The following is an 18308-nucleotide window of genomic DNA, read 5'->3' as shown; positions in this document are numbered from 1 at the left end:
GGTGAGCCGGTAGTAGCGGCGCAGCCGGGACTGGACGATCTCCTCCCGATCGACCTCGATGAGGCCGTCGGCGCGGAGCCGGTCGAGGACGGCGTAGAGGGTGCCGGCGCGCAGCCGAACCCGGCCGTCGGAGATGCGCCGCACGTCCTCGATGACGGCGTAGCCGTGCTGGGGTGTCTCTGCCAGCGCGGTGAGGACCAGGAAGGTGGGTTCCCGAAGTGGACTGTCGGCCATGGCGGACAGCATATACCGGCAACCGGTATATTCACGTGCCCCGGTTACCCGCCGCCCCGGTGCCCGTCCCCCTCGGCGGCCGCCGCCACCTTCCCGGTCACCGGGCCGAGCGGGGACGGCTCCTGGCGCCGCTCCGGTTCGGTGGCGGCCGATCGCCCGCGGCCGCCGCCGGCGACCTCGTCGAAGAAGCGCAGCAGCTCCACCGGGAACGGCATGACCAGGGTGCTGTTCTTCTCCGCAGCCACGTCCACCACGGTCTGCAGCAGCCGCAGCTGGTACGCCCCGGGCGTGTCCGCCATCGCCCGGGAGGCGTCGGCGAGCCGCCGCGAAGCCTGGTACTCGCCGTCCGCCGCGATCACCCGGGCGCGGCGTTCCCGCTCGGCCTCGGCCTGGCGGGACATCGACCGCTTCATCCCCTCCGGCAGCGCCACGTCCTTCACCTCGACCCGCTCGATGAGCAGGCCCCACGGCTTCTCGGTGGGCGCGTCGATGACGGACTTCAGCTCGGCGTTGATCCGGTCGCGGTCGCGCAGCAGGGTGTCCAGGTCGGCCTTGCCGACCACCGAACGCAACGCGGTCTGCGCCACCTGGAGCACCGCCGAGGAATAGTCGCGCACGTTGACCAGCACCTTCACCGGATCGACCACCCGGTAGTAGACCACCGCGTCGACCGTGAGGGTGACGTTGTCCCGGGTGATGACGCCCTGCGCCGGCACCCCGATCACCGTCGTCTGCATGCTCACCCGGACCATCCGGTCGGCGAGCGGAACGATCAGCTGAAAGCCGGGCTGCCGGATGCGGTCCAGCACCCGGCCGAAGCGGAACACCACGCCCCGCTGGTACTGCTGCACCAGCCGGACGCTCGACGACAGCACCAGCACGACGACCGCGGCGATGACGACCAGCGTGATGGCGACGGCGGCTCCCATGGGTCCCCTCGATCCCGGAGGCGCGCGCCTCCGGCGCCGCGCGTACCCGTTTCGCCGCCCGGCACGCCTGCGCCCTGCCCGCGCCGCCGGTCCGGACGCCGGGCGCGGCCCGGGCGGACTGCGATGATGGTCGGCATGCCACCACCTGCGCCGGACGCCGAGCGGGCCGTCGAGGCACTGATGGCCGCCAGCCGGGCCTTCGTCGGGCTGGCCGCCCGGTCCCTCGCCGACCTGGACGCCGACGTCACCCTGCCGCAGTTCCGGGCGCTGGTCGTGCTGGCGACCCGGGGCCCGCAGCGCGCCGCGGACATCTCGGCGGAGTTGCAGGTCGCGCCGTCGACCGGGACCCGGATGTGCGACCGGCTCATCCGCAAGGGCCTGATCCGCCGCACCCGCTCCACCGCCGATCGGCGGGTGGTCCGGCTGCGCGTCACCCCGGCCGGGCAGCGGCTGGTGGCGGAGGTGATCCGGCGCCGCCGGGAGGAACTGGCCCGGATCGTGGCGGCCACGGCGGACTACTGGCAACCGGCGGTGACCGAGGCGCTGGCCGCGTTCGCCGCCGCCGCGGGCGAGGTGCCCGAGCAGGAGTGGTGGCTCGGCTTCGCCGCCCGGGACGAGGAGGCCGCCGTCGACGCCTGAGGTGTCATCGCCCCTGGCAGGATCGGTTGCACAGTGCAATGCTTGGTCTGTGCACGGAATGGCCTGACGGCGCTGCCGGTCCAGCGCCGCCCCGGATGAGGGAGGCAGCCATGGAGCGCGACGGACGGCACGAGGTGGCCCGGATCGACGACACGGTCACCACGGCGAACCTGCACGAGCGCGCGGAGCGGGTCGCGGTGCCCGACTTCGACTACCTGGTCCAGACGATCGAGGGCATCGCCGAAGGGCTGACCCACCCCCACCACGACCCGGCCCACGACTGACACCCGACTCCCGCGCCGCCGGAAGTCGCCCCCGGTCGTCGGACCGCCCGGAACCACGCGCTCAAGACCGACCAGGCTCCTCGATGGGCGCCCCCGCACCCGCGCCGGCGGACACGGCACGTTCGATGAAGCCGTGGGGGTCATCGACGAACACCTCGACGCGGGTGCTGGTGACCCCCGCTCGGCCCGGAGCGGCCTCCGCCGGATTCGTCGGATCGGCCTCGTACAGGAAGAATGGTGCGCCGCCGATCTCGAGGCCGGCCACACCACCGAGGTCCCACAGTTCCGTCGCGCCCAACGCGGTCCGGTACCACTCGATCGCGGCGCGGGCGTCCGGCACGATCAGCATCACCGAGATCACTGGCGGGGACGTAGGCATCATGCCTCCAGGCAGCCCGGGCGATCCTGTCGCGGCAGGTGGGCCGATCGCTTCACGATGGACACCGAAGGCCCGGCATGACACGATCTCGGGCGAGCGAGCCGCCCCTTCCGCAGAGAACTTTGTTCGACCATCGGCGCATTTCTACCCCCCTTGTGCGAGACACGGGCCAGAAAGCCGACGTGTCAACCAATTTTCGATCCGGTCCGAATGCAGCACTTGGCCGCTACCACCCCAACCGCCAATTGGCGAGAAGTCCCGGCGTTGACGCGGCACCGTGACCCGAGCAGCATCAGGGGCGCCCCCACGGCGGGCCGGTGACCCGGTACCCGGGACGTCGCGACGCGACAGCCACGATACGAGCACCCCGGGCACCTTCGCCGCTCCTGGCACCCCGGCAGCCACTGCGCACGCGTCGAGACCCGATTCGCGCAAGCGGCGCCGTTCCCGTCCACCACGCACTCACCGCCCCCGGACCGCCCCTTGCGGAATGCCGCCCGTCCGGCCGCCGTCGCGGCCGGGCTCGCGCCGCTCAGCGACCACCCGGCGTCACCGCCCGGAGTGGTCAGTCGCCACGACCCCGCGGGACCGCGCGGCCCCGCCCAGGTGAGGAGTCCCCATGTCCGGAACACGACGCGCACTCGCCAGGGCGGCGGTGACGATCCTCGCGGTCACCGCGATCACCGCTGCCACCTCGACGGCCGCCGTCGGCCGCGTCTCCCTGACCGCCGCCTGCGACACGGTTCCGACCGGTGTGCGGGCCAGCGACCACTGGCTGCCGTTCACGGTGCCGGCCGGGCTGATGCCCGACGCCCAGTTCGACGGGCTCCGCGCCCACCTGCAGGTGCATCGGGTGCGCCCGGTGTACGCGCACGGCCGGTGCCGCTCGGTGCCCAGCCGGGCCGCCGTGCTGATCCACGGCCGGACCGTTTACGGACCACCCGTGTTCGACCTGCGCCAGCGGGCGCCGGAGGGCGGCGACCTCAGCGTCCAGCGGGCGCTCGCTCGGGCGGGCGTCGACACCTTCGCCCCCAACCTGCTCGGTTACGGCCGCTCGACGCGGTTCGCGCACGGCCTGGACGATCCGGGCAACGCGAGCCTGCCCGGGTACGAGCCGGACGGCACCTGCGGGTACCCGGCGGGGTGCGACCGTACCCACGTCGCGGCCTTCCCCCTCGACCAGCAGGGCTCGCCGGAACTGCTGTTCACCCATCCGCTGGACGGGCAGCGGCGGTCCCACTCCAGCCATCTGCGGTTCGCCCGGGTCGACACCTTCGTGCGCGACATCCGCCAGGTCATCGACGACGCCATCGCCCGGGCCCGGCCCTCGGACGGCAGGGTCACCCTGGTGGGCTACTCGGCGGGCGGGCAGCACGTCGCCCGCACGCTGTACGCCGCGAACCCGAACCCGCTGCTGCCGCAGAGCGACCGGTACATCGCGAAGGTGAACCGGGTCGTCTTCCTGTCGTCGCTGTTCCTCAACAACTCGACCGAGGAGCCGACGCCCCCGACGGGCTGGGCCACCTTCCCGTTGCGCGTCTACGACGCGGCGGACGTCGCCAGCACCTGGCAGATGCCGGCGGAGCGCGAGACGGCCTGCACCGGCCACGTCGTCCCGGGCAGTCCCGGCCGACTGTGGCGGCAGGTGCTGGCGGAGGAGAGCACGGGCCTGCGGTGGGGCGGGGACGTTCCCGGCCACCCGACCGGTCTGGCCCGCAGTCCGGTCTTCTCCAGCTACGGCTGGAACACGGCCGTGGCCGGTCAACTGACGCCACCGACCCTTGTCCTGCACGGGGTCGAGGACACCACCAGCGCGGTGGGCAACGCGGACACCATCTACGGCGCCCTGCCGCCCTCGATGACCAACAAGATCCTGGTGAAGGTGGCGTGCGCGAGCCACGCGTTGCTCCTCGAGGGCTGTGCCGGGCCGCGCTGCACGCCGTCGTCGGGCATCCCGTACGGCGGCCGGCCGCACGTGCCCTGGGCCGGCCCGCACGCCACCCTGCGCGCGGCGCTGGTGGAGTGGATCAGGAACGGCACCGTCAACGGCGCTTCCACCGGACGGTTCCTGGTCAACGAGAGCGGCGTGCTGAGCCCCCTCCCCTGAGGTGACCGGTGAGCCCGGCGGCTGGTCGGCCGGATGGGCGGGATCGCCCGGAGGGGTAAAGACGCCCGATGAAGGAATGAACCGGCCCAGCACCCCGCTAACGTGCGGAACATGGGCAGAACGTCACGTTTCACGCAGCACCGACTGGTCCGGCTCGTCACCGCGCTCGTCCTGGCGGTGACCGGCACGATTTCGCTGGCGGCGCCCGCCTCCGCGCACGGTCGCACGCGCGACGTGCGGGTGCTGACCCGCAACGTCTTCTTCGGCGGCGACCTCGGCCCGTCGGTCGCGGCGCAGAACCTGCCCGAGTTCCTGCAGGCCAACGCGGCCCTGGTCGAGCACGCCGACCGGATGGACTTCCCCGCCCGCGCCCGGCTGCTCGCCGCGGAGATCCGCGAGCGGCGGCCCGACCTGGTCGGCCTGCAGGAGGTGGCGCTCTGGCGGACCGGGCCGATCTTCGACCCACGGCCGGCCACCACGGTACGCGCCGACTACCTGGCCATCCTGCAGGCCGCCCTGGCCGCCACCGGGCAGCGCTACCGGGTGGCGGTCAGCCAGGACGAGGCCGACCTGGAGGCCCCGGCGGGTGACCCGTTCCGGTTCGACGTCCGGCTGACGCTGCGGGACGTGATCCTGGTGCGGCAGGGCAGCCCGGTGCGGGTGACCGGCACCGCCCAGGCGCAGTTCCAGCACAACGTCGTGGTCACCATCCCCGCCACCGGCACCACCGCGACCCTGGCGTTCGCCTGGACCGCGGTGGACGCGACGCTGGACCGGCGGCCGTTCCGCTTCGTCAACACCCACCTCGAGGCGGTGGACCCGATCGTGCGGCTGCGGCAGGCCGTGGAGCTGGCGGAGGGCCCGTTGCGGACGGTCCGGCCGGTCATCCTGGTCGGCGACCTGAACACCGGGCCCGACCAGGAGGCCCTCGACGACCGGCTCGCCTACCTGGTGCTGCTGGCGTTCGGCCTGCGCGACACCTGGCCGGTGCTGCACCGCCGCGACCCCGGCTACACCGTGGACCTCGGAGTCGACCTGGACCAGCCGGCCGACAGCCTCGAGCACCGGGTCGACCTGATCCTGGTCCGCGGCCGGGTCACACCGCTGTGCAGCGAGGTCTTCGGCACCGAACGTCGCACGCCCGACGGCCGCTGGGCCTCGGACCACCTCGGGCACGCCGCGACGCTCGCGCTGCGCTGACGGCTGGTCCACATCGATCGGCGCCGCCTCTAGCGCAGGCACCGGGGTTGGCAATATCCTCCACTTCACGCGAGCCTGTTGGAGCTACTTTTCACCCCCGGACGGGCCACCCCCGTTCCCGCGTGCCGCCTGGCCACCCCCGGCCGGCCACAGAGGAGAAGCCATGCACTTCGATTACCCCGAGCTGGATCGCCGCACCCTGCTGCGGGCCGGACTCGGCGCCGCCGCGGTCGCGGTCGTCGGGAGCGAACTCGCCTTCCCGGCCGCCGCGCGGGCCGAGCCGGGCGCAGACCTCGACTGGATCCTCAGCTGCGACGAGTGGGGCGCCCGCCCGCCGGCGGACCCGCTGTCGATCAGCGCGATCGCCACCAACAAGATCATCGTGCACCACATGGCGTTCCCGAACGTCACGGACTACTCCGAGGAACACGCCAAGCAGCTGGCCCGGGACTGCCAGGACCTGCACATGGACGTCAACCGCTGGTCCGACACCGGGCAGCACTTCACGGTCAGCCGGGGCGGTTACGTCACCGAGGGCCGGCACGGCAGCCTGGAGCGGCTGCGGGCCGGTGACCGGCAGATGATCTCGGCGCACTGCCCCGGCGAGAACGGCCGCGCCATCGGCATCGAGAACGAGGGCACCTACGTCACCGAGACGCCGCCGCAGGAGCTGCTCGACTCGCTGGTCAAGCTCTGCACCACGGTCTGCCGCCAGTACGGGCTGCACGCCCACGACATCTTCGGCCACTGGGACTTCCGCGCCACCCAGTGCCCGGGCGCGATGTTCTACCGGGAGTTCCCGGCGCTGCGCCGCCGGGTCTTCGCCGAGCTCGGCACCGACCTGGCCGACGTGCCGGCCCGCCGCTGGCCGGACATCTGGCGCTTCGTCGGCGGCCCGGTGGTGCAGGTCGCCCAGTACCTGCTCACCTTCCGCGGTTACGCCGTCCCGGTCACCGGCGTCTTCGACGCGGCCACCGTCGCGGCCGTGCAGGACTGGCAGGCGAGGAACCACATTCCGGTCGACATCGACGCCACGCTCACCGCGCCGACCTGGGAGACCCTCGCCCCGGAACTGGACCGGGACGCCACCGGCATCCCGGTGAGCGCGGTGCAGTTCATGCTCAACCTGAAGGGCTACGCCGACGTCGCGGTCACCGGCGCGTACGACTGGGTGACCAAGAAGGCGCTCCAGGACCTGCAGCGCCTGCACGGCCTGCCGGCGCACGGCAAAGTCGACACCACCACCTGGTGCGCCCTGGTGGGGGGCGTGGTGCGGCAGGCGTTCAAGCAGCACTGACGCCGCACCGGCGGGACAGCGGTGGGGCGGCAACGGCGCCGTCCCACCGCGTCCGGCCCGTGGGCGACTCGCCGTCACGCTTCGTTGTCGCCGGCACACCCGGCTGCGACCATGGCCCTCGTCCACCACGAAGGAGGGTCGCACGATGGCGTCTCGACTCAACCCGTACCTCAGCTTCCGCGACAACGCGCGGCAGGCCATGGAGTTCTACCAGGACGTGTTCGGCGGCAACCTGGCCGTGAGCACCTTCGGCGAGTTTGGCAACCCGGAGCCGGCGGTGGCCGACCAGGTCATGCACGCCATGCTGGAGACCGATCGGGGGTTCACCCTGATGGCCTCCGACACCCCGCCGGAGATGGAATACCGTCCGGGCACCAACATCGCGATCAGCCTCAGCGGGGACGACGCCGACGAGCTGCGCGGCTACTGGGCGCGGCTCGTCGTGGGCGGCACCGTGACGGTGCCGCTGGAGAAGCAGATGTGGGGCGACGAGTTCGGCATGTGCGTCGACCGGTTCGGCATCGGTTGGATGGTCAACATCGCGTCACCCTCGGCCTGACCCGCCCCCCCGGGCGATGCCGCCCGTCCCGATCCAGGCGATAGGTCGGCATTGGCGCCTGGTGAACAGCACCTATCCCGAGGCATGGAACGCGATCAATCATTACCGCCAGGTAGATATGAGTCACTCTCACCTCCGGGTATGACGCCCGGGCGCGGAGGGCGAGACGTCGGCACCGCGGCAGCCGGGCGTGACCCCCGGCCCGACTCCGCACCCCGGAGGAATCCGCATGCCCCGTCCCACCACCACCCGCACCCGGATCGCCGCGCTGACCGCGGCCCTCACCGCCGCGGCGAGCGTCCTGACGGTCGTCCCACCGTCACCGGCCCTCGCCGCCACCACCTTCGCCCCCAACGACTACTGCCTCGGCCAGTGCGCCGACATCCTGCCGCCCGGCGAGAACGGCAACGCCACCCTCGCCGGGATCCTGGCCCACCAGGTCCTCGGCACCCGCCCCGCGCACTCCAGCGACCAGCTCGACGAGTACGCGAACCTGGTCTACCACTACGCCGGGGTGACCGACGAGCAGATCGCCCAGTTCTACAACGACGCCTCGTTCGGCGTGCCCGACGCCCAGGTGGAGAGCCGGATCCAGCCCCGCTCGGACGTCACCATCGTGCGGGACAAGGCCACCGGCGTACCGCACGTCACCGGCACCACCCGTTCCGGCACCATGTTCGGGGCCGGCTACGCCGGCGCCCAGGACCGGCTCTGGGTGATGGACCTGCTCCGGCACGCCGGCCGCGGCACCCTCACCTCCTTCGCCGGCGGCGCGCCCGGCAACCGCGACCTCGAGCAGAGCATCTGGGCCAACTCCCCCTACACCGAGGCCGACCTCCAGGCCCAGGTCGACGCCCTGCGCCAGAAGGGCACCCGGGGCCAGCAGCTCTACACCGACGTCACCGACTACATCGCCGGCGTCAACGCCTACATCGACAAGTCGATCGCGGACGACAATTACCCCGGCGAGTACGTGCTGACCGGCAACGGGAAGCCGACGCACTTCACCATGACCGACCTGATCGCCACCGCCGGCGTCGTCGGCGGGCTCTTCGGTGGCGGCGGCGGATCGGAGATCCAGTCCGCGCTGGTCCGGATCGCCGCCCGCGCCAAGTTCGGCGCCACCACCGGCGACCAGGTCTGGCGGGCGTTCCGGCAGCAGAACGACCCGGAGACCGTGCTCACCCTCCACGACGGACAGAGTTTCCCGTACGGTGGCGCCCCGGACAACGCGCCCGGCGTGGCGCTGCCGGACGCCGGCACCGTCACCGCCGAACCGCAGGTCTACAACCGGACCGGCTCCGCCGGCGCCGCCGCGGCGAAGAGCACCGCCAGCAGCACCGACGGGCTGCTCAGCGGGCTCGCCGGCCTGAAGGCGCACGGCATGTCCAACGCCGTGGTGATCTCCGGACGGCACACCACCAGCGGCAACCCGGTCGCCGTGTTCGGCCCGCAGACCGGCTACTTCGCCCCGCAACTGCTGATGCTCCAGGAGCTGCAGGGCCCCGGCGTGAGTGCCCGGGGCGCCGCCTTCGCCGGCCTCAACCTCTACGTGCTGCTCGGCCGCGGCCAGGACTACGCCTGGAGCGCCACCTCGGCCAGCCAGGACCTCACCGACACGTACGCGGTGCCGCTCTGCACCACCGACGGCAGCGCCCCGACGCTGCGGTCCAACCGCTACCTCTACCACGGCCAGTGCGTGGCCATGGAGGTGCTGGAGCACACCAACTCCTGGTCGCCCACCGTGGCCGACTCGACCCCGGCCGGCTCGTACACGCTGCGGGCGCTGCGCACCCGGTACGGCCTGGTGGCGTACCGGGGCACGGTGAACGGACAGCCCACCGCCTTCACCAAGCTGCGCTCCACCTACCGGCACGAGGCGGACTCCGCGATCGGCTTCCAGGCCTACAACGACCCGGCCGCGATGGGCTCCGCGGCGGCGTTCCAGCAGTCCGCCGCCGCCGTCGGCTACGCGTTCAACTGGTTCTACGTCAACTCCACCGAGGCGGCGTACTACAACTCCGGCAGCAACCCGGTGCGTCCGGCCGGCGCCGACCCGAACCTGCCCACCCGCGCCGAGGCGGCCTACGAGTGGCAGGGCTGGGACCCGGACACGAACACCGCCAGCTACGCCCCGACCGGCGCCCACCCGCAGTCGGTGAACCAGGACTACTACGTCAGCTGGAACAACAAGCAGGCCCGGGACTACGGCGCCGCGGACGGCAACTTCAGCTACGGCGCGGTGCACCGCGCCGACCTGCTCGACGGCCGGGTACGCGCGGCGCTCGCCCAGGGCAAGCTGGACCGGGCCGGCGTGGTCCGGATCATGGCCGACGCGGCCGTCACCGACCTGCGCGGTCAGGAGGTGCTCGGCAACCTGCTGCGGGTGCTGACCAGCCAGCCGGTCACCGACCCGGCGCTGGCCGACGCGGTGACCAAGCTGCAGGCCTGGCAGCGGGCCGGCGCCAAGCGGGTGGAGACGGCCGCCGGCTCGAAGGTGTACCAGCACGCCGACGCGATCCGGATCTTCGACGCCTGGTGGCCGCTGCTGGCCGCCGCGCAGTTCCGCCCCGGCCTCGGCGGCGACCTCTACGCCGCCCTCGTCGACGCCATCGAGGTCAACGAGGCGCCCTCCGGCGGCCAGAACGGGGGCCGCGACGGCACCGCCGTCTGGGCGGCCCAGGGCCAGCCACACAAGGGCTCCGCGTTCCAGTACGGCTGGTGGGGTTACGTCGACAAGGACATCCGGGCCGTGCTCGGCGACCCGGTGGCCGGCGGCCTCGGGCGCACGTACTGCGGCAACGGCAGCCTGAGCGCCTGCCGGCAGGCCCTGCTCGACACCCTCGGCCAGGCCGCGGCGCTGCCGGCCGGCACGGTCTACCCAGGCGACTCGCACTGCGGGGCCGGCGACCAGTGGTGCGCCGACACCATCGCCCAGTCGGGGCTCGGCGGCATCACCCACCCGCTGATCGCCTGGCAGAACCGCCCCACCTACCAGCAGGTCGTCTCCTTCCCGGCGCGCCGGGGCGACACCATCACCAACCTGGCCCAGGGGCGGACCGCCACCGCGTCGAGCACCCAGTTCCTCACCAGCAACACCCCCGACAAGGCGGTCGACGGCAGCCTGGGCAGCCGGTGGGGCAGCAGCTACAACGACAACCAGTGGCTGCGGGTCGACCTGGGCTCCGCCCGCACCGTCAGCCGGGTGGTGCTGCGCTGGGAGAGCGCGTACGGCAGCGCGTACCGGATCGAGGTCTCCGGGGACGGCACGAACTGGCAGCCGGTGTTCAGCACCACCGCCGGCAACGGCGGGGTCGACAACCTGACCTTCGCCCCGGTCACCGCCCGCTACCTGCGGATGTACGGGGTGAAGCGGGCCACCTCGTACGGCTTCTCGCTCTACGAGTTCGAGGCCTACGCCCGATGACCTGACCTGAGCTGACCTGAGCTGACCTGAGCTGACCTGACCGGCCGGCCGGCGGATCACCACCGCCGGCCGGCCGACCCGCTTACGATCTTCCGGTGACCGGCGCCGACGACACCATCCGGTACGCCCGGCGGGCCGGGCGATGAGCGGCGGCACGGTGCCGATCGGGCCGACGCTGGTCGCCGCCCTGCTCGGGTTGACCGTGGCGGGGGCGGCCGTGCTGCGGCTGAGCGGGCTCGGCCGGGGCCGGACCGTCCTGACCGCCGCGGCCCGGGCGACCGCCCAGCTCGGCGTCGTCTCGCTGGTCATCGTCGCCGTGCTGCGCGCCTGGTGGAGCACCGGGCTGTTCGTCCTGCTCATGTACGTCGTCGCCAGCATCACCGCGTACCGCCGGATCGGGCCGCCCGGCCCACGCCGGGTCGCCCCCCTGGCGATCGCGGCCGGGGTCACCCCGAGCCTCGGCGTCCTGCTCGCCACCCGGGCGCTGCCCGCCACACCCCTGGTGGTGCTCCCCACGGCCGGCATCCTGATCGGCGGGGCGATGACCGCGACCAGCCTGGCCGGCCGGCGCACCCTCGACGAGCTGCGCACCCGGCACGGCGAGTACGAGGCCGGGCTGGCCCTGGGCCTGCTCCCCCGCGACGCCGCGGTGGAGATCTGCCGGCCGGCCGCCGGGCAGGCGCTCGTCCCCGCGCTGGACCAGACCCGGACGGTCGGGCTGGTCACCCTGCCCGGCGCGTTCGTCGGCGTGCTGCTCGGCGGGGCCGGACCGGTCCAGGCGGGCGCCACCCAGCTGCTGATCCTGCTCACCCTGCTGGCGGTCGAGGCGGTGGCGATCGCGCTCGCGGTGGAGCTGATCGTGCGCGACCGCGCTCGCGCCGGGCCGTGAGGGCGCGCGGGACGGGCCGGGTGTACCAGCGCCGGTAAGGGGTACAGCCGGCCCGATGGTCCGCGTCCACAACCAGCGCGTCCGGCCCGACCTGCTCTACGTGGCGAGCGGGTGGAGCACGCTGGTCACCGACGTGCGGGGCCGGATCGGTGGCACCGACCCGCAGGGGTTCTTCGCCCGCAACACCCGGGTGCTCAGCCGCGAACGGATCGAGGTCGCCGGCCGGTCGCCGGTGCCGTTCAGCACGGCCAACGTGCGCGGGCACGCCCAGCTGTCGTACGCCGAGCTGGGCGACCGGGAGCAGCTGCCGTCGCGGGCCGCGTACCTGCTGATCGAACGGTTCGTCGGGCCGGGGCTGCGCACCCGGCTCACCGTGGTCAGCTACGCCGCCGGCCCGATGCGCTGCCCGCTGCGGCTGGGATTCGAGGCGGACTTCGCCGACACCAGCGAGGCCGAGACCGGCCGGCGGTTGCAGCACGGCGCCGTCGACGCGGCCTGGGACCCGGCGGCGGGCGAGCTGCGCCTGACCTACCGGCGCGACGACCTGGACCGGGCGGTGGCGGTCCGGGTGACCGGCGACGCCCCGGTCGGCTACGCCGGCGGCGCCTTCACCGTCGACCTCACCGTGCCGCCGGGCGGCAGCGCCCGGGTGGACGTGCTGGTGGAACCGGTCTTCGACGGGCAGCGGCTGGCCGCCCCGGACGCCGGTTACGACGAGCCGGGCGATCCGGCCGCGCGGGCCCGCGCCCGGCTGGCCGGGGAACTCACCCGGCTGCACAGCAGCAACTTCGACGTCACGGCGGCCTGGCGGTGCGCGGTGGCCGACCTGTCCGTGCTGCCGCTCGGCGAGCCGGCCGGACCCACCGCGCCGATCGCCGGGCTCCCCATCTACCAGGAGATCTTCGGCCGGGACACGATGACCTCGTCCTGGCAGGCCCTGCTGGCCGGGCCCACCATGCTGGCCGACAGCCTACGGCTCAACGCCGCGCACCTCGGCCGGCGGCTGGACGACTGGCGCGACGAGGAACCGGGCAAGCCGCTGCACGAGGCCCGGCAGGGGCCGGTCTCCGTGCTCGGGCTCAACCCGTTCGACCGCTACTACGGCGACTGGTCGACCGCGCCGGATTTCCTGGTCTTCCTCGGCCAGTACCTGGCCTGGACCGGCGACCTGGACACGGTAAGGGAGCTGCTGCCCACCGCCCGGCGCGCGCTGGGCTGGATCGAGCGGTACGGCGACCCCGACGGCGACGGGTTCCTGGAGTACCACTGCCGGTCCCGGGGCGGGTTGAAGAACCAGGGCTGGAAGGACTCCGACACCGCGATCGTCGACGAGCACGGGCAGGTGGTGCCCAACCCGATCGCCACCAGTGAGCTGCAGGCCTACTGGTACGCGGGCCTGCGGCACGCGGCGGTGGTGTTCACGCTCACCGGCCACCCGGCCCGGGGCGCCGCCCTGCTGGCCCGGGCGCGGGCGCTGCGCCGCCGCTTCCACCAGGCGTACTGGCTGGCCGAACGGGGCTGCTACGCGATGGCGCTCGGGCCGGACAAGCGGCCGGTGCGCTCGACCAACTCCAACGACGGGCACCTGCTGGCCACCGGGATCGTGCCGCGCCGGGCCGCCGCGCGGGTGGCCGAGCGGCTGCTCGCCCCGGACATGTTCAGCGGCTGGGGCGTCCGTACGCTCTCGGCCGACCATCCGGCGTACAACCCGTTCAGCTACCACCGGGGCAGCGTGTGGCCGGTGGAGGCGGGCACCATCGGTCTCGGGCTGGCCCGGTACGGCTGCTGGCCGCAGCTGCACCGGCTGGCCGAGGGGATGTTCTCGGCGGCCGGGCTGTTCACCGAGCACCGGCTGCCCGAGGTGCTCAGCGGCCTGCCCCGCGACGCGGACCATCCGCATCCGGGGGTCTACCCGGACTCCTGCTCGCCGCAGGCCTGGTCGGCCAGCGCGGTGGTCGCCCTGGTCCAGGCGCTGCTGGCGCTGCGCCCGGCCGCGCCGCTGCGTACCGTCCTCATCGACCCGCACCTGCCCGACTGGCTGCCCGACCTGCGGCTGGAAGGGCTGCGGGTGGGCCGGGCGACGGTCGACCTGACGGTACGGCGCCGGCGCGGCGGCCGGATCTCGGTGACCACCCGCGGCGACCGGCTGATGGTGGCCCGGCGCGCCCCCCGCCAGGCCGTCTCCCGGCCCCGCCAGCCCTGACCGGCCCGCAGGTGTGATCCGGCCGAGGCGGGGAATCCAGGCCCGGCCTGGGGCCCGAGAACAGGAGGACCGGCATGGAGAGTCGCGCGCGGGCGATGGGGCACGCGATCCATCCCACCCTGATCGTGTTCCCGCTGGGGTTGCTCGCCACCTCGGTGATCTTCGACATCCTGTACCTGATCACCGACCGGACGGGATTCCAGATCGCCGCCGCGTACACGATCGCCGCCGGCGTCATCAGCGGGCTGGTGGCGGCGGTGTTCGGCCTGATCGACTGGTCGGCCATCCCGGCCGGCACCCGGGCGAAGCGGATCGGCGCGGTGCACGGCCTCGGCAACGTGGTGGTGGTGGTGCTGTTCGCGGTGAGCTGGCTGCTGCGCCTGGGCGCCGACAACTGGGACCCGAACGCGGGGGCGCTGATCTGCAGCTTCGCCGGCATCATCCTGGCCGGGTTCACCGGCTGGCTCGGCGGGGAGCTGGTGGAACGGCTCGGGATGAGCGTCAGCGACGAGGCCGGGCTCAACGCGCCCAGCTCGTTGCGCCGCTCCGCCGGCCGGCCCCGCACCCGCGGCGTCTGACCACCGCCGGTCGCAGCGACGAGAGGGAACGCCGATGCGGGCGATCACACTGGACGCCGAGGGGGCGGCCCCGACGCCGCGCGACGACGTGGCGCGGCCCAGCCCCGGCCCGGGCGAGGTGCTCATCCGGGTGCACGCGTCCTCGGTCAACGGCTTCGACCAGAAGGCGGCCGCCGGGATGATGCGGGGCTCGATGGAGTACCGGTTCCCGGTGGTGCTGGGCAAGGACTTCGCCGGCGAGGTCGAGGCGATGGGCGAGGGCACCGGCCCGCTGCGGGTCGGTGACCCGGTGTTCGGCGTGGTCATGCGCTCCTACCTCGGCGACGGCGCGTGGGCCGAGTACCTGACGGTCGACGCCGGGTACGCCGTCACCCGCCGCCCGGACGGACTCGACCCGGTCGACGCGGGCGCGCTCGGGCTGGCCGGCGCCACCGCGCTGGACGCGCTGGCGGCCGTCGCCCCCGGGCCCGGCGACACCGTGCTCGTCTCCGGGGCCACCGGCGGCGTCGGGGCGTTCGCGGTCCAGTACGCGCGCGCCGCCGGGGCCCGGGTGATCGCCACGGCCCGCGCCGGCGCGGCCACCGACTTCGTCCGCGAGCTGGGCGCCGGCGACGTGGTCGACCACACCGGCGACCTGGCCGGCCAGGTCCGGGCGGTGGCCCCGGACGGGGTGTCCGCGGTGCTGCACCTGGCCGGTGACGGTAACCAGCTCGCCGGCCTGCTCGCCCCGGACGGCCGGCTCGCGTCCACCATCGGGTTCGGCCCGGAGCAGCACCCGGCCGCCACCTCCGTGCTGGGCCAGCCGACCCCGGGGACGCTGGACCGGCTCGCCGCCGACGTGGTCGCCGGCCGGATCCGGGTGCCGGTCGAGCGGCGCTACCCGCTGGGCGAGGTGCCGCGCGCGCTGGCCGACTTCCGGGGCTCGCTGGGCAAGCTGGCCGTCGACATCGGCTGACCGCCCGGCCCACCACCACTAATCGAACAGGTGTGCGAACATGTGGGGGTGTCGAGCGAGGCCACGATCCTGCACGCCGACCTGGACGCGTTCTACGCGTCGGTCGAGCAGCGCGACGACCCGCGGCTGCGCGGCCGGCCGGTGATCGTCGGCGGCGGCGTGGTGGTGCTGGCCGCGAGCTACGAGGCCAAGGCGTACGGGGTGCGCAGCGCGATGGGCGGCCGGCAGGCCCGCCGACTCTGCCCGGACGCGCTCGTGGTGCCGCCCCGGATGGCCGCGTACACGGCGGCGAGCCGGGCCGTGTTCGACATCTTCCGGCGGACCACCCCGCTGGTCGAAGGCCTCTCCATCGACGAGGCGTTCCTGGACGTGGGCGGGCTGCGCCGACTGGTCGGCCCGCCCGCCGACATCGCGGCGGCGCTGCGCCGGGCGGTACGCGCCGAGGTCGGGCTGCCGATCACGGTGGGCGTGGCGCGGACGAAGTTCCTGGCGAAGGTGGCCAGCGGGGTGGCCAAGCCGGACGGGCTGCTGGTCGTCGCGCCGGACGGCGAGCTGGCGTTCCTGCATCCGCTGCCGGTCGAGCGGCTCTGGGGCGTCGGCCCGGTGACCGCGGCGCGGCTGCGCGAGCGCGGCATCCGCACGGTGGGCCAGGTGGCCCGGCTCGACGAGCCGGCGCTGGTGTCGCTGCTCGGCGCGGGGGCCGGGCGGCACCTGCACGCCCTCGCCCACAACCGGGACCCGCGCGCGGTGCAGGTCGGGCGGCGCCGTTCCTCGATGGGCGCCCAGCACGCCCTCGCCGCCGGCCCGCACTCCCCCGCCGAGCTGGACGCCGTGCTGGCCGGGCTGGTCGACCGGGTGACCGGCCGGATGCGCGACGCCCGCCGCACCGGGCGCACGGTGACGCTGCGGCTGCGCTTCGGCGACTACACCCGGGCCACCCGTTCGCACACCCTGGCGAAGCCGACCGCGCAGACCGGCCCGCTGCGCGACGCGGCGCGGGCGCTGCTGCGCACGGCGCTGCCGGACATCGAGACCCGCGGGGTGACCCTCGTCGGGGTGTCGGTGGGCAACCTGGACGGCGGGCACGTGCAGCTGAGCCTGCCGTTCACCGGCGACCCGGGCGTGGAGCTGGACGCGGCGGTCGACCGGGTCCGCGACCGGTTCGGCGCGGCGGCGCTGACCCGGGCGGTGCTGCTCGGCCGCGATCCCGGCGTGGAGCTGCCCCGGTTGCCGGACTGACCGGCCCGGCCGGTAATCCGCTCGTCGGCGTCCGGGCGGCGGGCGCACAATCGGGCCCATCATGAGCACCCGGCTGCGGGCGATCGCCCGCGACACCCTCGACATCATTGACGCGGGCCGGTTCTACGACTTCCACCGGGGCCAGCGGGACCTGCTCTACAGCGACCGGGTGATCCACTCGCCCCGGGTCCTCGCCGTCGCCGCCGCGCACGGCCACCGGCGGCTGGTGCTGGGCGCCTGGGGGTGCGGCGTGTTCGGCAACGATCCGGCGACCGTGGCGGAGGCGTTCGACCTCGCGCTCGCCGACGCCGCGGGCTGGTTCGACCTGGTCACCTTCGCGGTGCTGGACCGGGCCGGCGGGCCGGCGCACACCGCGTTCACGGCCCGGTTCGACTGATCCGCCTCCTCCCCCGGTAGGAGGCGGCGCTCCGACCACCGGCCGCAACCAGGGCTTCCGGTCGGGCGCATCCGCCGCGCGGCCCGACGAGCATCTACAGGCATGACTACTGTCCTGCACCGGGCCGCCCACTGGCACCGCCCACTGATGCTCTTCGTCTCGGCGATGGCGATCCTCGCCGTCGTCTGCGCGGTCGGTCTCGCCGTCGACCCGCGCGTGCTCACCGGCGTGCCGATCTGGCTCAAGCCGCTGAAGTTCTGCCTCTCCTTCGTCCTGTACGGCGGCACCCTCGCCTGGATGCTCTCCCTGCTGCCCCGGCGCAGCCGCACCGCCGAGTGGGCGGGCACCGTGGTGGTGGCGGTGGGGGTGCTGGAGATGGCCGTGATCGTCGGGCAGGTGCTGCGCGGCCGGACCAGCCACTACAACGAGAGCACCCCTTTCGACGCGGCGCTCTGGCAGCTGATGGGCGCGGCCATCATGGTGCTGTTCGCGGCGCACCTGGTCATCGGGGTCGTGCTGGTGCGCCAGCCGCTCGCCGACCGGGTCGCCCGGTGCGCGGTCGGGTTCGGCCTCGGGCTGACCCTGCTCGGGATGCTGGTCGCCATGCCGATGGTGCTGCCCGGCCGGGCCCCGGACGTCGAGGGCATCGCCGGCGCGCACAGCGTGGGGGTGCCGGACGGCGGGCCGGGACTGCCACTGCTCGGCTGGAGCACCACGGGCGGGGACCTGCGCATCGGGCATTTCGTCGGGCTGCACGCCCTGCAGGCGATGCCGATCCTGGCGCTGCTGCTGCACCGCTGGACCGACCGGCTGGACGAGCGGACCCGGCTTCGGCTGCTGACCGTCGCGGGCGTGGCGTACGGGGTGTTCACCGTGCTGCTCACCTGGCAGGCGCTGCGGGGGCAGCCGCTGCTGCGCCCGGACGCGCTCACCCTCGCGGCGCTGGCCGTCCTGCTGGTCGCGACCGCCACGGCCGCCGGCGCGGCGCTGGC

At 73.9% G+C, this 18308-nt stretch carries 17 protein-coding genes; 14 read left to right on the top strand and 3 right to left on the bottom strand.

All coding sequences use genetic code 11. The features are described from left to right. On the bottom strand, positions 1-234 hold a 234-nt coding region (locus LQ51_RS01245), incomplete at its 3' end, for a PadR family transcriptional regulator (RefSeq protein WP_046562743.1). A gap of 44 nt (positions 235-278) precedes the next feature. Then, positions 279-1163: an SPFH domain-containing protein gene (locus LQ51_RS01240; RefSeq protein WP_046562740.1), complete on the bottom strand. Its 885-nt coding sequence runs from the start codon at positions 1161-1163 to the stop codon at positions 279-281. Positions 1164-1298: 135 nt separating this feature from the next. Here LQ51_RS01240 and LQ51_RS01235 point away from each other — a divergent pair, with 135 nt between their 5' ends. Then, positions 1299-1802: a MarR family winged helix-turn-helix transcriptional regulator gene (locus LQ51_RS01235; RefSeq protein WP_231605143.1), complete on the top strand. Its 504-nt coding sequence runs from the start codon at positions 1299-1301 to the stop codon at positions 1800-1802. A 110-nt stretch (positions 1803-1912) separates the two neighbouring features. Next, positions 1913-2086 carry a hypothetical protein gene (locus LQ51_RS32585; RefSeq protein ID WP_156312944.1) on the top strand — a complete coding sequence of 58 codons (174 nt, stop codon included), beginning with the start codon at positions 1913-1915 and terminating at the stop codon, positions 2084-2086. Positions 2087-2147: 61 nt separating this feature from the next. Here LQ51_RS32585 and LQ51_RS01230 read toward each other — a convergent pair whose 3' ends face one another. Then, entirely contained in the window at positions 2148-2447 is a 300-nt protein-coding gene (locus LQ51_RS01230) for a VOC family protein (RefSeq protein WP_046562738.1), read from the bottom strand. A gap of 637 nt (positions 2448-3084) precedes the next feature. On the opposite strand from LQ51_RS01230, the gene LQ51_RS01225 reads away from it, so the two are divergent. The 12 genes from LQ51_RS01225 to LQ51_RS01170 form a co-directional block, all read left to right on the top strand. Next, positions 3085-4572 (top strand): alpha/beta fold hydrolase, encoded by a 1488-nt coding sequence (locus LQ51_RS01225; RefSeq protein ID WP_156312943.1) that lies wholly within the window; start codon positions 3085-3087, stop codon positions 4570-4572. Positions 4573-4683: 111 nt separating this feature from the next. Continuing rightward, positions 4684-5772, top strand: coding sequence for an endonuclease/exonuclease/phosphatase family protein (locus LQ51_RS01220; protein ID WP_046562736.1), 1089 nt, complete (start codon positions 4684-4686; stop codon positions 5770-5772). Between the two features lie 163 nt (positions 5773-5935). Then, a complete protein-coding gene (locus LQ51_RS01215; protein ID WP_046562735.1) occupies positions 5936-7069 on the top strand; it encodes a peptidoglycan recognition protein family protein in 1134 nt (377 codons plus the stop codon). 145 nt (positions 7070-7214) lie between these two features. Further along, positions 7215-7628, top strand: coding sequence for a VOC family protein (locus tag LQ51_RS01210; protein WP_046562734.1), 414 nt, complete (start codon positions 7215-7217; stop codon positions 7626-7628). Positions 7629-7857: 229 nt separating this feature from the next. Continuing rightward, positions 7858-11055 carry a penicillin acylase family protein gene (locus LQ51_RS01205; protein WP_046562733.1) on the top strand — a complete coding sequence of 1066 codons (3198 nt, stop codon included), beginning with the start codon at positions 7858-7860 and terminating at the stop codon, positions 11053-11055. A gap of 142 nt (positions 11056-11197) precedes the next feature. After that, entirely contained in the window at positions 11198-11944 is a 747-nt protein-coding gene (locus LQ51_RS01200; protein ID WP_046562732.1) for an ABC transporter permease, read from the top strand. Between the two features lie 55 nt (positions 11945-11999). Then, on the top strand, positions 12000-14147 hold the full coding sequence (locus LQ51_RS01195) for an amylo-alpha-1,6-glucosidase (RefSeq protein ID WP_046562731.1): 2148 nt from the start codon (positions 12000-12002) through the stop codon (positions 14145-14147). 74 nt (positions 14148-14221) lie between these two features. Beyond that, a complete protein-coding gene (locus LQ51_RS01190; protein ID WP_046562730.1) occupies positions 14222-14725 on the top strand; it encodes a DUF2231 domain-containing protein in 504 nt (167 codons plus the stop codon). A 34-nt stretch (positions 14726-14759) separates the two neighbouring features. Further along, complete coding sequence (locus LQ51_RS01185; RefSeq protein ID WP_046562729.1) at positions 14760-15680, top strand: NADP-dependent oxidoreductase; 921 nt, start codon at positions 14760-14762, stop codon at positions 15678-15680. 48 nt (positions 15681-15728) lie between these two features. Further along, complete coding sequence (gene dinB, locus LQ51_RS01180; protein ID WP_082159215.1) at positions 15729-16919, top strand: DNA polymerase IV; 1191 nt, start codon at positions 15729-15731, stop codon at positions 16917-16919. Between the two features lie 61 nt (positions 16920-16980). Continuing rightward, positions 16981-17316 carry a TIGR02452 family protein gene (locus tag LQ51_RS01175; RefSeq protein WP_052744718.1) on the top strand — a complete coding sequence of 112 codons (336 nt, stop codon included), beginning with the start codon at positions 16981-16983 and terminating at the stop codon, positions 17314-17316. Between the two features lie 102 nt (positions 17317-17418). Next, the coding region (locus LQ51_RS01170) for a hypothetical protein (RefSeq protein WP_046562741.1) at positions 17419-18308 on the top strand (890 nt) is incomplete at its 3' end.

Source organism: Micromonospora sp. HK10 (assembly GCF_000982955.1).
Taxonomy (GTDB): Bacteria; Actinomycetota; Actinomycetes; order Mycobacteriales; family Micromonosporaceae; genus Micromonospora.
This window is presented reverse-complemented; position numbering and strand designations above follow the sequence as displayed.

Coding starts and splice junctions, on each gene's coding strand:
- LQ51_RS01240 (WP_046562740.1), bottom strand. CDS start 1,163: ATGGGAGCCGCCGTCGCCATCACGCTGGTCGTCATCGCCGCGGTCGTC.
- LQ51_RS01235 (WP_231605143.1), top strand. CDS start 1,299: ATGCCACCACCTGCGCCGGACGCCGAGCGGGCCGTCGAGGCACTGATG.
- LQ51_RS32585 (WP_156312944.1), top strand. CDS start 1,913: ATGGAGCGCGACGGACGGCACGAGGTGGCCCGGATCGACGACACGGTC.
- LQ51_RS01225 (WP_156312943.1), top strand. CDS start 3,085: ATGTCCGGAACACGACGCGCACTCGCCAGGGCGGCGGTGACGATCCTC.
- LQ51_RS01220 (WP_046562736.1), top strand. CDS start 4,684: ATGGGCAGAACGTCACGTTTCACGCAGCACCGACTGGTCCGGCTCGTC.
- LQ51_RS01215 (WP_046562735.1), top strand. CDS start 5,936: ATGCACTTCGATTACCCCGAGCTGGATCGCCGCACCCTGCTGCGGGCC.
- LQ51_RS01210 (WP_046562734.1), top strand. CDS start 7,215: ATGGCGTCTCGACTCAACCCGTACCTCAGCTTCCGCGACAACGCGCGG.
- LQ51_RS01205 (WP_046562733.1), top strand. CDS start 7,858: ATGCCCCGTCCCACCACCACCCGCACCCGGATCGCCGCGCTGACCGCG.
- LQ51_RS01200 (WP_046562732.1), top strand. CDS start 11,198: ATGAGCGGCGGCACGGTGCCGATCGGGCCGACGCTGGTCGCCGCCCTG.
- LQ51_RS01195 (WP_046562731.1), top strand. CDS start 12,000: ATGGTCCGCGTCCACAACCAGCGCGTCCGGCCCGACCTGCTCTACGTG.
- LQ51_RS01190 (WP_046562730.1), top strand. CDS start 14,222: ATGGAGAGTCGCGCGCGGGCGATGGGGCACGCGATCCATCCCACCCTG.
- LQ51_RS01185 (WP_046562729.1), top strand. CDS start 14,760: ATGCGGGCGATCACACTGGACGCCGAGGGGGCGGCCCCGACGCCGCGC.
- LQ51_RS01175 (WP_052744718.1), top strand. CDS start 16,981: ATGAGCACCCGGCTGCGGGCGATCGCCCGCGACACCCTCGACATCATT.